Source organism: Burkholderia glumae LMG 2196 = ATCC 33617 (genome assembly GCF_000960995.1).
Lineage (GTDB): Bacteria > Pseudomonadota > Gammaproteobacteria > Burkholderiales > Burkholderiaceae > Burkholderia > Burkholderia glumae.
Genome location: NZ_CP009435.1, coordinates 1,082,914 through 1,098,995 on the forward strand (window position 1 = coordinate 1,082,914; position 16,082 = coordinate 1,098,995).

Genomic DNA, 16,082 nt, shown 5'->3' on the forward strand with positions numbered 1-16,082 from the left:
AACACGCTCAACCCGCCGTGCATGGGACGGGGCGAGACGCTCAGGCGCCGCGCTCCGTCGACAGGAGTCGATATGGCAACCATCAAAGTAGACGTCGTCAGCGCGGAAGAGGAAATCTTCTCGGGCCAGGCGAAATTCGTCGCGCTGCCGGGCGAATCGGGTGAGCTGGGCATTCTGCCCGGCCACACGCCGCTCATCACCCGGATCCGTCCGGGTGCGGTGCGCATCGAGTCCGAAGCCGGTGCCGACGAATTCGTGTTCGTCGCCGGCGGTATTCTCGAAGTGCAGCCGGGCGCGGTCACCGTGCTCGCCGACACCGCGATTCGCGGCCGCGACCTCGACGCCGCCAAGGCCGAGGAAGCGAAGCGTCGCGCCGAGGAAACGCTGCAGAACGCGAAGTCCGACATCGATCTGGCCAAGGCGCAGTCGGAACTCGCGACCGCAATGGCGCAGCTCGAGGCGATCCAGCGTCTGGCGAAGATTCGCAGCAAGAACTGAGGCACGCCAGCGCCTCGCGCGCCGGCACCAGGAAGCAGCCTTCGGGCTGCTTTTTTTTCGCCCGCGCGGCCCGCCGCGCATCCCCGCGTACATTCCGGCTAATCCCGATGTCGGGCGAGGGGTGGCCGGTGCAGAATGGGCCGCTCATTCTGCGCGTGTGGAGACGACATGGCGACGATGGCGGGGACGGGCGGTGGCGCGGCGGCCGGTATCGACGGTGCGCGGCTCGCGCCGCGTGATGGCCTGTCGTACGTGCGCGGCGCGACCGACGTGCCGCTCAGCCACGCCACCGTCGGCGCGCTGCTGGCCGAGACGATCGCGCGCCATCCCGATCGCCCGGCCGTGGTGTTCCGCGAGCAGGGCGTGCGCTGGAACTGGCGCGAGTTCGGCGACGAGGTCGACGCGCTGGCCGCCGCGCTGGTCGCGCTCGGCATCGCGCCTGGCGAGCGCGTCGGAATCTGGGCGCCGAACCGGGTCGAGTGGCTGCTCACGCAGTTCGCCACCGCGCGGATCGGCGCGATCCTCGTCAACATCAATCCCGCCTACCGGCTCGCCGAGCTCGAGTACGCGCTGAACCAGGTGGGCTGCAAGGCGCTGATCGCCGCCGAGTCGTTCAAGTCCTCGCACTACACGCAAATGTTGCGCACGCTGCTGCCCGAGGTCGACAGCCAGGCGCCGGGCGCGCTGCGCTGCGCGCGCGTGCCGTCGCTGCGCGCGATCGTGTCGATGAGCGCGCAAGCGCCGGCCGGCATGTTCCGCTTCGACGAGGTGCTGGCGCGCGGCCGCACGCTGCGCGCGCGCGCAGCGCTCGACGTGCTCGGCGCCGGCCTCGCGCAGACCGACCCGATCAACATCCAGTTCACGAGCGGCACCACCGGCAGCCCGAAGGGCGCCACGCTCACGCACCGCAACATCGTCAACAACGCGATCGCGATCGCCGGCGTGATGCACCTGGGCGCGCACGACGCGCTCTGCATCCCGGTGCCGCTCTACCACTGCTTCGGGATGGTGCTGGCGGCGCTGGCCTGCGTGTCGGCGGGCGCGAAGATGGTGTTTCCGGGCGCCGCGTTCGATCCGCTTGCAACGCTCGAGGCCGTCCAGGCCGAGCGCTGCACCGCGCTGCACGGCGTGCCGACCATGTTCATCGCCGAGCTCGACCATCCCGAGTTCGGCCGCTTCGATCTGCGCACGCTGCGCACCGGCATCATGGCCGGCTCGCCGTGCCCGATCGAGATCATGAGGCGCGTGGTGGCCGAGATGCACATGGCGGAGGTGACCATCGCCTACGGCATGACGGAGACGAGCCCGGTCTCGTTCCAGAGCGCCACCACCGACTCGCTCGAAAAGCGCACCACCACGGTGGGCCGGATTCAGCCGCACCTCGAGGCCAAGATCGTCGACGCGACGGGCGCGATCGTGCCGGTGGGCGAGACGGGCGAACTCTGCACGCGCGGCTATTCGGTGATGTCGGGCTACTGGTGCGATGGCGCGGGCGACGGCGGCGACGCGCTCACGCGTGCGGCGATCGTCGACGGCTGGATGCATACGGGCGACCTCGCCACCTTCGACGAGGAGGGTTTCTGCAACATCGTCGGGCGCCTGAAAGACATGCTGATCCGCGGCGGCGAGAACATCTATCCGCGCGAGATCGAGGAATTCCTGTTCCGCCATCCGAAGATCCAGAGCGCGCAGGTGTTCGGCGTGCCCGATGCGAAATACGGCGAGGAGGTGTGCGCGTGGGTGGTGCTGCGTGCCGGCGAAACGCTCGACGCCGAGGCGCTGCGCGAGTTCTGCCGCGGACAGATCGCGCACTACAAGGTGCCGCGCTATGTGCGTTTCGTGGAGGCGCTGCCGATGACCGTGACGGGCAAGGTGCAGAAGTTCGTGATGCGCGAGGCGATGATCGACGAACTCGGGCTGGCGGTGCAGAAAACAGCCTGACGAACGACGCGGCCTGCGTTTTCTGCAGACGAAAAAAAGCGGGCTTAAGAGCCCGCTAAAAACCACACGCTACGGGGTTAGCGCGAGGAGACCAAAGGTGGAACGCAACCGGCGTGGGCCGGTCACGATTCCAACAGGGATGCCCCTGGCAAGGGATTCGGCACAAAGCCGACGGACTATTCGAAGTGCATCGTATCCGCTCACACGCCGCACTAGAAAGACCACATCCGTGTTGAAACCGTGAGAGCCATTGTGGGCGAATTGTGAAAGTAGCGCGGTAACAAAGTGTATCAGGTTGTAACGCCCGTCAGATAAGGCTGAGCGGGACTTTTTACCCCTTCCGGAAGGATTGCTCGACGTCATTTTTACCACATTTCCGAATGGCTTTTTGTGCGCGTTTTACCTGATCTTCGGATGCATCGTATTTAACGAAAGTTATGATTTCGCGCATTTCGATACTGCCGCGTTTGTCGGGCCAAAATAGTTGAATTAAGGGACGATGTGATTAAAGGCGCGGCCGCGGGTGATTGTGCGACGGATTTCCGGGCGGTCCGACCGGGGCGGTGTCGGCGGCGAGACGCTCGACTGCCGCCCGTCGTCGGCCGCCGCGGCTTACTTCAGCCAGTGGTCCGTAATGGATTGAAATTCGCCGGTCTCGCGCGCGAGATGCAGCCACTGGTCGACGTACTGCTGGAACACCACGTCGCCGCGCGGCAGCATGTAGGCCTTTTCGCCGAACTGGAACGGCTGGTCCGGGTGGACCGAGCAGAGCCCGGGATTGAGCTTCTGCTGCCAGCGGGTCTCGGACGCGTCGGTCACCATCACGTCCGCGCGGCCGTCGAGGATCTGCCTGAAGATCGTCACGTTGTCGGGGTAGACCGTCAGGGTCGCATGCGGCAGGAACTGCCGCGCGAAGCGCTCGTTGGTGCCGCCCGGGTTCACGATCACGCGCGTCGACGGCTGGTCGATCTGCGCGATGGTACGGTAGCGGTCGACATCGGCGCAGCGCACGATCGGGGTCTTGCCGTCCTGCATCGTCGCACGCGTGAAGAACACGCGCTTTTGGCGGTCGAGCGTGGTCGAAATGCCGCCTACTGCGACGTCGCACTTCGCGACGAAGTCGTCCGTCAGCGTGCGCCAGCTGGTTTTGACGAACTCGGCCCGCACGCCGAGCGAGCGCGCGAGCGACTCGGCCAGATCGATGTCGATGCCCTCGAAGCGGCCGTCGGGCCGGTAGTAGGAGTAGGGGCGGTAGTCACCGGTGGTGCAGACGCGCAGCGTGCCGCGCGCCAGCACCGCGTCGAGCCGCGAGGCGGGCGTGGGGGGCGTGGCGGCGCTACTGGCGGCTTCGGCCGGGTCCGCGGCCCGCGCCGGCATGGCGCCGGCGATGGCCGCGCTCGCCAGCGCGAACGCGACGGCCGATAGCGGACGAAGCGGGCGGCGCGCACGGTGCGCGGGATGGATGGGGCGCTGGGCGCGGGGGCGGGCGAACGGCATCGAAGTCTCCAAAGGGGCGGCCGCGCTGGCTGGTGGGATGGATGTCGGGATCGAGGCGGCGGGCAGGCCGCCTGCCCTCGATGATAGCGGGCGCACCGACGTTGCGGCCCGCCCGCCGGCCCGCCCGCGGCGACGCGCTCGCGCGGCCCTGGGCGGCGGCTCCGGTAGAATGCCCGTTTGCTCACGCTCCGTCGCCCTCCACCGTGGCTCATAACCTGCTCAACGATACCTTCCTGCGCGCGCTGCTGCGCCAGCCGACCGATTACACGCCGATCTGGCTGATGCGCCAGGCGGGCCGTTATCTGCCGGAGTACAACGCCACGCGCTCGCGCGCCGGCAGCTTCCTCGGGCTCGCGAAGCATCCGGAGTATGCGGCGGAAGTGACGCTGCAGCCGCTCGAACGCTATCCGCTCGACGCGGCGATCCTGTTCTCCGACATCCTGACGATTCCCGACGCGATGGGGCTCGGCCTTGAGTTCCTGGCCGGCGAGGGACCGAAGTTCGCGCATCCGGTGCGCACCGAGGCCGACGTGGCGCGGCTCGCGGTGCCCGACATCGGCGCAACGCTCGGCTACGTGACCGACGCGGTGCGCGAGATCCGGCGCGCGCTCACCGATGCGCAGGGTCGCCAGCGCGTGCCGCTGATCGGCTTCTCGGGGAGCCCCTGGACGCTTGCCTGCTACATGGTCGAAGGTGGCGGCTCCGACGATTTCCGCACCGTGAAGTCGATGGCCTACGCGCGGCCCGACCTGATGCAGCGGATCCTCGACGTGAACGTCGACGCGGTGGCCGCCTATCTCGACGCGCAGATCCAAGCGGGCGCGCAGGCCGTGATGATCTTCGACACCTGGGGCGGGGCGCTCGCCGACGGGGCCTACCAGCGGCTCTCGCTCGACCCGATCCGCCGCGTCGTCGCGCAACTCGCCCGTGAGCACGACGGTGAGCGCGTACCGGTGATCATCTTCACCAAGGGCGGCGGGCTCTGGCTCGAGGAAATCGCCGGCAGCGGCGTGGACGCGGTCGGCCTCGACTGGACCGTCAACCTGGGCCGCGCGCGCGAGCGCGTGGGTGGCAGCGTGGCATTGCAGGGCAACCTCGATCCGTCGATCCTGTTCGCGCCGCCGGCGACGATCCGCATGGAAGCGCGCGCGGTGCTCGACAGCTATGGCAACCACCCCGGCCACGTGTTCAACCTCGGCCACGGTATCTCGCAGTTCACGCCGCCCGAGCATGTCGCGGAACTGGTCGACGAGGTGCATCGGCACAGCAGGACGCTGCGCGCCGGCCCGCTGGGCTGAGCGGTCACTGTCGACACGATGCGGCACTGCAGTGGGGAGGGCTGGCGCGCTTCGTGCATCGCGGGCGCCGCCGGCACGCTCGCCGGACGACGTCAGCGCCCGCCGGCTGGCACTTCCCGGCTTGTCAAGACTTGACTTATACACATTTTGCACGTTGCAGCGCGGTAGAGTGCAGCATCGACAAACCGCTCGCGCTATTGCACCGGAAAACGGATAGCGGCCTTGCTGGATAAGGCTTCGCGACCGGTGCCAGAACGGCGCCGAAGGCGGCGAAGCGCAGACGGCTGCACCGTTTCCGGCCCGACAGGCGCGAGTTCTCAACAAAGTTATCCACAGGTGGAGTCGGCGTTCCCCGATTCTTAATGAGAATCCGAAACTTAGCGGCGAAAGTGATGTTTTACTTTAACTTCGCGGCGCCGGCCGCGCGCCGGCGATGAGCGGGGACTGGTTCGTCCGCGTCGCGCTCGACCACCCGCTGGCGACGCTGTTCGACTACCGCTATCGCGCGACGGTGCCGCCCGAGCGCGGCAGGCTGGTGCAGGTGCCGTTCGGCAAGCGGCTCGCCGTGGGGCTGATCTGCGAAGTCGCCACTCACACCGAAGTCCCCGCGAACCGCCTGCGCGAGGTGGCCGAGGTCTGCTCGGAGCTGCCGCCGCTGTCCGACGCCTGGCTCGAACTGATCGCGTTCGCGGCCGACTATTACCAGCGCGGGCGCGGCGAGGTGGCGCTGCCGGCTCTGCCCCAGGCGCTGCGCGACGCGTCGCGCTGGGGCCGGCTGCTGGCGCCCGAAGTGCGCTACCGGCTGCTGCCGGCCGGCCGCGAGGCGCTGCCCGGCGCACTGCCGACGCGCGCCGTGGCGCTGCGCCGGCTCGCACAGGCGCTCGCCGAGGCGCCCGCGCTCGGCCTGCCCGAACTGCGCGCGCTGCACCCGAAGGCGACGGCGACGCTCGACACCTGGTGCGAGGCCGGCTGGGCCGCGCGCGACGAGATTTCGATCGCCGACGCCGGTGGACAACCGGTGGACAACCGGGTCGGCGCGCCTGTGCCGCCCGCGCTGACGGCCGAGCAGCAGGATGCGCTCGACGCGATCTGCGCGGCGCGCGGCTTCGCGGCGTTCCTGCTGCACGGCGTGACCGGCAGCGGCAAGACCGAGGTCTACCTGCGCGCGCTGGCCGCGTTGCTCGACGCGCGGCCCGACGCGCAGGCGCTGGTGCTGGTGCCCGAGATCAATCTCACGCCGCAGTTCGAGTCCGCGTTCCGGGCGCGCTTCGCGGCCGTGATGCCCGGCGACGCGATCGTCACGCTGCACAGCGGGCTCGCCGAGGGCGAGCGGGCGCGGCACTGGCTCGCCGCGCACACCGGCCGCGCGCGGATCGTGCTCGGCACGCGGCTCGCGGTGCTGGCCTCGCTGCCGTCGCTGGCGATGATCGTGGTGGACGAGGAGCACGAGCCCGCCTACAAGCAGCAGGAGGGGCTGCGTTATTCGGCGCGCGATCTCGCCGTGTGGCGCGCCAAGCAACTCGACGTGCCGGTGGTGCTCGGCTCGGCCACGCCGTCGCTCGAAAGCTGGTGGCTCGCCGAGCAGGGGCGTTACCGGCGGCTCACGCTGTCGCGGCGCGCGGTGGCCGACGCCGTGCTGCCCAGCGTGCGGCTCGTCGATCTGGAAGAGGAGCGGCGGCGCGGCCGCGCCTCGCTCGGCGGGCTGTCGGGGCCGCTGGTGGCGGCGCTGAAGGGGCGGCTCGAACGCGGCGAGCAGAGCCTGATTTTCCTGAACCGCCGCGGCTACGCGCCCGCGCTCGCCTGCGACGCCTGCGGCTGGGTGGCCGGCTGCCCGCGCTGCAGCGCCTATGTCGTGCTGCACAAGCCCGAGCGCGCGCTGCGCTGCCACCACTGCGGCTGGGAATCGCGGATTCCGCACGCCTGTCCGGAGTGCGGCAACGTCGATCTCGCGCCGCTCGGCCGCGGCACCCAGCGCGTCGAGGAAACGCTCGCCGAGGCGGTGCCCGGCGCGCGGATCCTGCGCATCGATGCCGACAGCACGCGCCGCAAGGGCAGCGCCCAGGCGCTGTTCTCCGACGTCCACGCGGGCGAGGTCGACATCCTGGTCGGCACGCAGATGATCGCCAAGGGCCACGATTTCCGGCGCGTTTCGCTGGTCGGCGTGCTGAACGCCGACACCGCGCTGTTCTCGCACGACTTCCGTGCCACCGAGCGGCTGTTCGCGCAGCTGATGCAGGTGAGCGGCCGCGCCGGCCGCGCCGGGCTGGCCGGCGACGTGCTGATCCAGACGCGCTATCCGCGTCACGCGCTCTATCACGCGCTGGCGCGCCATGATTACGTCGGCTTCGCCAATGCGACGCTGGCCGAGCGGCGCGACGCGCATCTGCCGCCGTTCGTCTATCAGGCATTGCTGCGCGCCGAGGGGCGCACGCTGGAGGCCGCGATCGCGTTCCTGCAGGCCGGCGCGGCCGCGCTCGCCACCCTGCCCGGTGCCGAGCGCGTGACCGTCTACGACGCGGTGCCGCTGACGATCGTAAAGGTGATGCACGTGCATCGCGCGCAGTTGCTCGTCGAGAGCGCGTCGCGCGCGGTGCTGCAGCGCGTGCTCGCCGCGTGGCAGCCGCTGTTGCGCGAGCTGAAAGGAGTGCTGCGCTGGAGCGTCGAGGTCGATCCGCTCGACATCTGAGCGCCGCCGCCATGCCGGTGCGCGTCGCAACGCGGTCGGCGCGGATGCATCGAAGTGGTGCAACCCGGCCGCGCCCGCGACGATAGCGCGGCGCACCGGCCGGCAACGGTGCGGGTTTCCGCCCGCCGGCGCAACCTCGGCGCAGCACGAGCAAACCGCCGCCGCGCCTTGTCGCACCTGTCTCGCAGCGATTGGCTCTCCTCCAGGCAGGCCGCCCGCCGCGCCGCGGCGCGCTCGCGCGGGCGCGCCGGCAGCGCGTCCCCACTTCGGTGCATCCGTGCCGAGTGCCTGCGGCGCAAATCCGGCCTAAGGGAAAATACCGATCGCCCCGATGCTTGGCGAGGCCGGGTTGCGATGATCTAATGCTTTGATTCCAAAGAATTTTAGAAAGGTGCAACCGCACGTGCGATTCGGTTGCACCTTTTTATTGTGTGGCATAGGATGTCGCGAGTCTCATCCACGCGACCGCCGGCTCCAGCCTGGCACAAAAGGAATCATGGCAAGCACCACCCTAGGCGTCAAAGTCGACGATCTGCTTCGCGCGCGTCTCAAGGACGCCGCCGCGCGACTGGAGCGCACCCCCCACTGGCTGATCAAGCAGGCCATCTTCGCGTACCTCGAGCGCATCGAGCACGGCCAGCTGCCGGCCGAGCTGTCGGGCCGCAGCGGTGTTGCCGAACTGGCCGACGGCCAGTCCGACGCCGAAGACGGCGCGCCGCACCCGTTCCTCGAATTCGCGCAGAGCGTGCAGCCGCAGTCGGTGCTGCGCGCGGCGATCACCGCCGCGTACCGTCGCCCGGAGCCGGAGTGCGTGCCGTTCCTGATCGGCCAGGCGCGGCTGCCGGCCCACCTAGCCGATGCGGTCCAGACGATGGCGGCCAAGCTGGTGGAGACGCTGCGCACCAAGAGTTCGGGCGGCGGCGTGGAAGGGCTGATCCACGAATTTTCGCTGTCGAGCCAGGAAGGCGTGGCGCTGATGTGCCTGGCCGAGGCGCTGCTGCGGATTCCCGATCGCGCCACGCGCGACGCGCTGATCCGCGACAAGATCAGCAAGGGCGACTGGCGCTCGCACGTCGGCCATGCGCCGTCGCTGTTCGTGAACGCGGCCACCTGGGGGCTGATGATCACCGGCAAGCTGGTCACTACCAACAGCGAGGCGGGGCTTTCGTCGGCGCTCACGCGCATGATCGGCAAGGGCGGCGAGCCGCTGATCCGCAAGGGCGTGGACATGGCGATGCGCCTGATGGGCGAGCAGTTCGTGACCGGCGAGACGATCTCGGAGGCGCTCGCCAACAGCCGCAAGTACGAGGCGCGCGGCTTCCGCTACTCCTACGACATGCTCGGCGAGGCGGCCACCACCGAGGAGGACGCGCTGCGCTACTACGCGTCCTACGAGCAGGCGATCCACGCGATCGGCAAGGCCGCCGGCAGCCGCGGCATCTACGAAGGCCCCGGCATCTCGATCAAGCTCTCGGCGCTGCATGCGCGCTACTCGCGCGCGCAGCAGGAGCGCACCATGACCGAGCTGCTGCCGCGCGTGCGCGCGCTGGCGCTGCTGGCGCGCCGCTACGACATCGGCCTGAACATCGACGCCGAGGAGGCGGACCGGCTCGAGATCTCGCTCGACCTGCTCGAGGCGCTCTGCTTCGATCCCGAGCTGACCGGCTGGAACGGTATCGGTTTCGTGGTGCAGGCCTACCAGAAGCGCTGCCCGTTCGTGATCGACTACCTGATCGATCTGGCGCGCCGCAGCCGGCACCGCCTGATGATCCGGCTCGTGAAGGGCGCCTACTGGGACTCGGAGATCAAGCGCGCGCAGGTGGACGGCCTGGAGGGCTATCCGGTCTACACGCGCAAGATCTACACCGACGTGTCGTATCTGGCCTGCGCGAAGAAGCTGCTCGGCGCGCCCGATGCGGTCTATCCGCAGTTCGCCACGCACAATGCGCACACGCTCTCGGCGATCTATCACCTGGCCGGCCAGAACTACTATCCGGGCCAGTATGAATTCCAGTGCCTGCACGGCATGGGCGAGCCGCTCTACGAGGAGGTGACGGGCCGCGACAAGCTGAACCGGCCCTGCCGCGTCTACGCGCCGGTCGGCACCCATGAGACGCTGCTCGCCTACCTGGTGCGCCGGCTGCTCGAGAACGGCGCGAATACCTCGTTCGTGAACCGGATCGCCGACAAGACGGTGGCCGTGAAGGAACTGGTGGCCGACCCGGTCGAGGAAGCGGCGCGCATCGTGCCGCTCGGCGCGCCGCACGCGAAGATCCCGCTGCCGCGCCAGCTGTACGGCGATTCGCGCGCCAACTCGATGGGCCTCGACCTGTCGAACGAGCACCGGCTCGCGTCGCTGTCGTCGGCGCTGCTCACGAGCGCGCATCATCCGTGGCGTGCCGCGCCGCTGTTGGCCGACGAGGCGCTGGACGACGCGCCGGCGCGCGAGGTGCGCAATCCGGCCGACCAGCGCGACGTGGTGGGCACCGTCAGCGAGGCGACGCCCGAGCACGTGAGCGCGGCGCTCGCGCACGCGGTGTCGGCCGCGCCGATCTGGCAGGCCACGCCGGTCGAGGCGCGCGCCGATTGCCTGGCGCGCGCGGCGGACCTGCTCGAAGCGCAAATGCATACGCTGATGGGCCTGGTGGTGCGCGAGGCGGGCAAGTCGCTGCCGAACGCGGTGGCCGAGATCCGCGAGGCGATCGACTTCCTGCGCTACTACTCGGCGCAGATCCGCGACGAGTTCTCGAACGATACGCATCGCCCGCTCGGGCCGGTGGTCTGCATCAGCCCGTGGAACTTCCCGCTGGCGATCTTCATGGGCCAGGTGGCCGCCGCGCTGGCGGCGGGCAACACGGTGCTGGCCAAGCCGGCCGAGCAGACCCCGCTGATCGCCGCGCAGGCGGTGCGCCTGCTGCGCGAGGCGGGCGTGCCGGCCGGCGCGGTGCAACTGCTGCCGGGCGACGGCGAGACGGTGGGCGCGGCGCTGGTGTCGGACCCGCGCACGCGCGCGGTGATGTTCACCGGCTCCACCGAGGTGGCGCGCCTCATCAACAAGGTGCTGGCCGGCCGGCTCGATCCGGACGGCAAGCCGATCCCGCTGATCGCCGAGACCGGCGGCCAGAACGCGATGATCGTCGATTCGTCGGCGCTGGCCGAGCAGGTGGTGGCCGACGTGCTTAACTCGGCGTTCGACTCGGCCGGCCAGCGCTGCTCCGCGCTGCGCGTGCTGTGCCTGCAGGACGACGTGGCCGAGCGCACCCTGACGATGCTCAAGGGCGCGATGCACGAGCTGTCGCTGGGCAACCCGGACCGGCTGTCGACCGACGTCGGCCCGGTGATCGACGCGGACGCGAAGCGCACCATCGACGCGCACGTGGCCGCGATGAAGGACAAGGGCCACGCGGTCACTCAGCTGCCGATGCCGGAAGGCTGCGCGCACGGCACCTTCGTGCCGCCGACGCTGATCGAGATCGACAGCATCGACGAACTCAAGCGCGAGGTGTTCGGCCCCGTGCTGCACGTGCTGCGCTACCGCCGCAGCGGGCTCGACAAGCTGCTCGACCAGGTGCGCGCGACCGGCTATGGGCTCACGCTCGGCATCCACACGCGCATCGACGAGACCATCGCGCACGTGATCGGCCGCGCGCACGTGGGCAACATCTACGTGAACCGCAACGTGGTGGGCGCGGTGGTGGGCGTGCAGCCGTTCGGCGGCGAGGGCCTGTCGGGCACCGGCCCGAAGGCGGGCGGCGCGCTCTACCTGCAGCGCCTGCTGGCCACCCGCCCGGCCGGGCTGCCGAAGTCGCTGGAGGCGGCGCTGGTGGTCGACGCGCCGGGGGATCGCGAGTCGGGAGATAATCCGTCCTCGGCGCTCGCCGCGCTGCGCGACTGGCTGATCGAGCAGCGCGAGCCGGCGCTCGCCGCGCGCTGCGAAGGCTACCTGGCGCGCGTGCTGGCCGGCGCGACCGCAGTACTGCCGGGGCCGACCGGCGAACGCAATACCTATACGCTCGGCCCGCGCGGCACGGTGCTGTGCGTGGCGGCCACCGCCAAGGGCGCGCGCGCGCAGCTGGCCGCGGTGCTGGCCACCGGCAACCGCGCGCTGTTCGCGGGCGCCGCCGGCGAGGCGCTGGCCGCCGCGCTGCCGGCCGCGCTGAAGCCGTATGCGGGCGTGCGCAAGCAGCCGGACGCCGGCTTCGACGCGGTGCTGTTCGAGGGCGACAGCGACGAGCTGCTGGCGCTGGTGAAGGAAGTGTCGCAGCGCCCCGGGCCGATCGTGTCGGTGCAGGGCGTGGCGGCGGGCGCCTTCGAGAACGGCGACGAGGATTACGCGCTGGAGCGCCTGCTGACCGAGCGCTCGGTCAGCGTCAACACCGCGGCGGCGGGCGGCAACGCGAACCTGATGACGATTGGCTGAGCGATCCCGGCTGGTTGGCATGACGAAACGGAAGCGGCAAGGCAAACCCGAAGTCGCTCCACTTACCCTGGTATTAGGAGAAGCTATGCAACACACGATGAAAAAAGTGGCAGGCGCGACGTTGGTTGCGGTCATGTCGCTGGCGGGGGCAGCCCACGCGGAAGACGTGAAGATCGGCTTCGCGGCGCCGATGACGGGAGCGCAGGCGCACTACGGCAAGGACATGCAGAACGGCATCGTGCTGGCGATCGAAGACTTCAACGCGACGAAGCCCGTGATCGGCGGCAAGCCGGTGACGTTCGTGCTCGACACGCAGGACGACCAGGCCGATCCGCGCACGGGCACCACGGTCGCGCAGAAGCTCGTCGACGACGGTATCAAGGGCATGCTGGGCCACTTCAACTCCGGCACCACGATCCCGGCCTCGCGCATCTACGCGAACGCCGGCATCCCGGAAATCGCCATGGCGACGGCGCCGGAGTACACGCAGCAGGGCTACAAGACCACCTTCCGGATGATGACGTCCGACACGCAGCAGGGCTCGGTGGCGGGCATGTTCGCGGTGAAGGACCTGGGCAAGAAGCGGATCGCCATCGTGGACGACCGCACCGCCTACGGCCAGGGTCTCGCCGATCAGTTCGAGAAAGCCGCCAAGGCGGCCGGCGCGACCATCGTCGATCGCGAGTTCACGAACGACAAGGCCGTCGATTTCAAGGCGATCCTGACCAAGCTGAAGGCCGCCAAGCCGGACCTGATCTATTACGGCGGCGCCGATTCGCAGGGCGCGCCGATGGTCAAGCAGATGAAGTCGCTCGGCATCACGGCGCCGCTGATGAGCGGCGAGATGGTGCACACGCCGACCTTCCTGAAGATTGCCGGCGAAGCCGCGGACGGCACGATCGCGTCGCTCGCGGGCCTGCCGCTGAGCGACATGCCGGGCGGCAAGGCCTACGCCGAGAAGTACAAGAAGCGCTTCGGCGAGGACGTGCAGACCTACTCGCCGTATGCCTACGACGGCGCGATCGCGATGTTTACCGCGATGAAGAAGGCCGACTCCACCGACCCGGCCAAGTATCTGCCGGTGCTGGCGAAGACCGACATGGCGGGCGTGACCTCGACGCACATCGCCTACGACTCGAAGGGTGACCTGCGCAACGGCGGCATCACGATGTACAAGGTCGTGAAGGGCGAGTGGGTGCCGCTCAAGAGCATCGGCGGCAAGTAAGGCCGCGTTGAGCGGTGGACGGGCCCGCGCGCCGCCGCGCGCGGCGGCTTCCGTCTCCGTCTTGCCAGGCCGGCCGCCGGGGCGTGCATCGCGCGTCCCGGCGGCCGGCCTTTTTGTTGGGCGCGTGCCGCCCTTCGGTTCACGCTCGATCCGCCCTGCCGCCGTGCCTGCTCGACGTTGGCGTGGACGGCAGGAGCCCGCGCGGCGTCGGCGAGCGCGGATAGGGAACCGCGCGGGAGGATGTAATCCGGACATGCGAGGCCGTCATCGCAGGCCTTGCCGCGGCCGGGTATCGCGTCCCGCTCGTCCACGCCATGCCGGCGCCCGGCCTGCCATGCGTTTTTCTCATCGCGGTCATGCATACGATTCGATTGCGCGCGGAAATTGTCCCTGGCTAAATCGGCCCTTACTGACTGACCCGCTTACCCACCGACTCACCGCCCCACGGGCCTGCACGGGCAGCGGCGGCGGCTCGCCCGATGCCGTCGGCGCCCGTGCTCCTTCGACCGTCGAGGCGACCATGCAGAGCGCCACCAGGCCCCGCTCCAAGCTGCCGGACGTCGGCACCAACATCTTCACCGTGATCGGCCGGCTCGCCGCCGAGCACGACGCGCTGAACCTCGCGCAGGGGGCGCCGAACTTCGCGCCCGATCCCGCGCTCGTCGAGCGCGTCGCGCGCGCGATGCGCGACGGCCACAACCAGTACGCGCCGATGCCGGGCGTGGCGGCATTGCGCGAGGCGCTGGCGGCGAAGACCGAGCGCCTGAGCGGCGCGCGCTACGACCCGGGCAGCGAGGTCACCGTGGTGGCGAGCGCGAGCGAAGGGCTCTACGCCACGATCAGCGCGCTCGTGCATCCCGGCGACGAGGTGCTCTACTTCGAGCCGTCGTTCGACAGCTATGCGCCGATCGTGCGCCTGCAGGGCGCCGTGCCGGTGGCGATCAAGCTCTCGCCCGAGACGCTGCGGATCGACTGGGACGAGGTGGCCGCCGCGCTCACGCCGCGCACGCGCATGATCATCGTCAACACGCCGCACAATCCGACCGCCACCGTGTTCGGCGCCGGCGATCTCGCGCGGCTCGAGCGGCTCACGCGCGACACCGGCATCGTGATCCTCTCCGACGAGGTCTACGAGCACATGGTCTACGACGGCGCGCCGCATCACGGCATGGCGAGCCGGCCGGCGCTGGCCGAGCGCAGCGTGATCGTGTCGTCGTTCGGCAAGTCGTTCCACGTGACCGGCTGGCGCGTGGGCTACTGCCTCGCGCCGGCGCTGCTGATGGACGAGATCCGCAAGGTGCATCAGTTCATGGCCTTCGCGGCCGACACGCCGATGCAGGTCGCGTTCGCCCAGGCGCTGGCCGAGCCGCAGAGCTACCTCGGGCTCGCGCCGTTCTACCAGCGCAAGCGCGACCTGCTCGCGCGCGAGCTGGCCGGCTCGCGCTTCGAGCTGCTGCCGAGCGAGGGCAGCTTCTTCATGCTCGCTCGCTTTCGTCGGCTCAGCGACGAGCGCGACGGCGATTTCGTGCTGCGGCTGATCCGCGAGGCGCGCGTCGCCACCATCCCGCTGTCGGCCTTTCATGCCGACGGCACCGATACCGGCTTGATCCGGCTCAGCTTCGCCAAGGACGACGCGACGCTGGTGGAAGGCGCGCGGCGCCTGAGCGCCTTCTGAGCCGGTCCGCCCCGAACCCCGACCCCATGCAGGAGCGATCACGATGAACCGATGGAACCCGCGCGCGGCGCTCGCGCTGGCCGCTGCGCTCGCCTGCGGCGGCGCCTTTGCGGCGCAGCCGCAGGCCACGCTGCGCTTCGGCGTGGAGGCGCAGTATGCGCCGTTCGAATCGAAGGCGGCCGACGGCACGCTGCAGGGCTTCGACATCGATCTCGGCAATGCCGTGTGCCGGCTCGCGCAGCTGTCGTGCCAATGGGTCGAGGCCTCGTTCGACGGGCTGATTCCGGCACTGCAGGGGCGCAAGTTCGACGCGATCAATTCGGCGATGAACGCCACCGCGCAGCGCCGCCAGGCGATCGCGTTTACGACCATCATCTATCGCGTGCCGACGCAGTTGATCGCGCGCACCGCCAGCGGGCTGCTGCCCACCGCCGCGTCGCTCGCGGGCAAGCGGGTGGGGGTGTTGCAGGGCTCGATCCAGGAGGCCTATGCGAACGCCCACTGGGCGAACGCGGGCGTGGCGGTCCTGGCCTATCAGGATCAGAGCCAGGTGTATGCGGACCTCGTCGCGGGCCGCCTCGACGCCACGCTGGTGCTGGCGCCGGCCGGCCAGCGCGGATTCCTGTCGCGGCCCGACGGCAAGGGCTTCGGCTTCGTCGGCCAGCCGGTGCGCGACGACCGGATGCTCGGCAGCGGAATCGGCTTCGGGCTGCGCGAGGGCGACGACGCGCTGAAGGCGCGCCTCGACGGCGCGATCGAACGGCTCAAGGCCGACGGCACCGTGCAGGCGCTCGGCCGCAAGTACTTCGGCGCGATCGATATCTCGGCGCAGTGACGGCCGG

General features: G+C 69.8%; 9 protein-coding genes. 8 read left to right on the forward strand and 1 reads right to left on the reverse strand.

What is annotated here, in order from left to right; genetic code table 11:
- The first annotated feature begins 72 nt into the window (after positions 1-72).
- Both KS03_RS17445 and KS03_RS17450 read left to right on the forward strand, forming a co-directional pair.
- Positions 73-498 carry a F0F1 ATP synthase subunit epsilon gene (locus tag KS03_RS17445; RefSeq protein WP_012734182.1) on the forward strand — a complete coding sequence of 142 codons (426 nt, stop codon included), beginning with the start codon at positions 73-75 and terminating at the stop codon, positions 496-498.
- A 168-nt stretch (positions 499-666) separates the two neighbouring features.
- Positions 667-2,439, forward strand: coding sequence for an AMP-binding protein (locus KS03_RS17450; protein WP_012734183.1), 1,773 nt, complete (start codon positions 667-669; stop codon positions 2,437-2,439).
- A gap of 612 nt (positions 2,440-3,051) precedes the next feature.
- Here KS03_RS17450 and KS03_RS17455 read toward each other — a convergent pair.
- Entirely contained in the window at positions 3,052-3,816 is a 765-nt protein-coding gene (locus KS03_RS17455) for a transporter substrate-binding domain-containing protein (protein ID WP_035981929.1), read from the reverse strand.
- A gap of 323 nt (positions 3,817-4,139) precedes the next feature.
- Here KS03_RS17455 and hemE point away from each other — a divergent pair, with 323 nt between their 5' ends.
- From hemE to KS03_RS17485, 6 genes are all read left to right on the forward strand, one after another.
- Positions 4,140-5,234, forward strand: a complete 1,095-nt coding sequence (gene hemE / locus KS03_RS17460; protein ID WP_012734186.1) for a uroporphyrinogen decarboxylase — start codon at positions 4,140-4,142, stop codon at positions 5,232-5,234.
- A gap of 433 nt (positions 5,235-5,667) precedes the next feature.
- On the forward strand, positions 5,668-7,920 hold the full coding sequence (locus tag KS03_RS17465; RefSeq protein WP_012734188.1) for a primosomal protein N': 2,253 nt from the start codon (positions 5,668-5,670) through the stop codon (positions 7,918-7,920).
- A 496-nt stretch (positions 7,921-8,416) separates the two neighbouring features.
- A complete protein-coding gene (gene putA / locus KS03_RS17470) occupies positions 8,417-12,340 on the forward strand; it encodes a trifunctional transcriptional regulator/proline dehydrogenase/L-glutamate gamma-semialdehyde dehydrogenase (RefSeq protein ID WP_012734189.1) in 3,924 nt (1,307 codons plus the stop codon).
- 85 nt (positions 12,341-12,425) lie between these two features.
- A complete protein-coding gene (locus tag KS03_RS17475) occupies positions 12,426-13,565 on the forward strand; it encodes a branched-chain amino acid ABC transporter substrate-binding protein (protein ID WP_012734190.1) in 1,140 nt (379 codons plus the stop codon).
- A 520-nt stretch (positions 13,566-14,085) separates the two neighbouring features.
- Positions 14,086-15,240 carry a pyridoxal phosphate-dependent aminotransferase gene (locus KS03_RS17480; protein WP_012734191.1) on the forward strand — a complete coding sequence of 385 codons (1,155 nt, stop codon included), beginning with the start codon at positions 14,086-14,088 and terminating at the stop codon, positions 15,238-15,240.
- Between the two features lie 43 nt (positions 15,241-15,283).
- Positions 15,284-16,075 carry a transporter substrate-binding domain-containing protein gene (locus tag KS03_RS17485; protein ID WP_012734192.1) on the forward strand — a complete coding sequence of 264 codons (792 nt, stop codon included), beginning with the start codon at positions 15,284-15,286 and terminating at the stop codon, positions 16,073-16,075.
- Positions 16,076-16,082 lie beyond the last annotated feature (7 nt).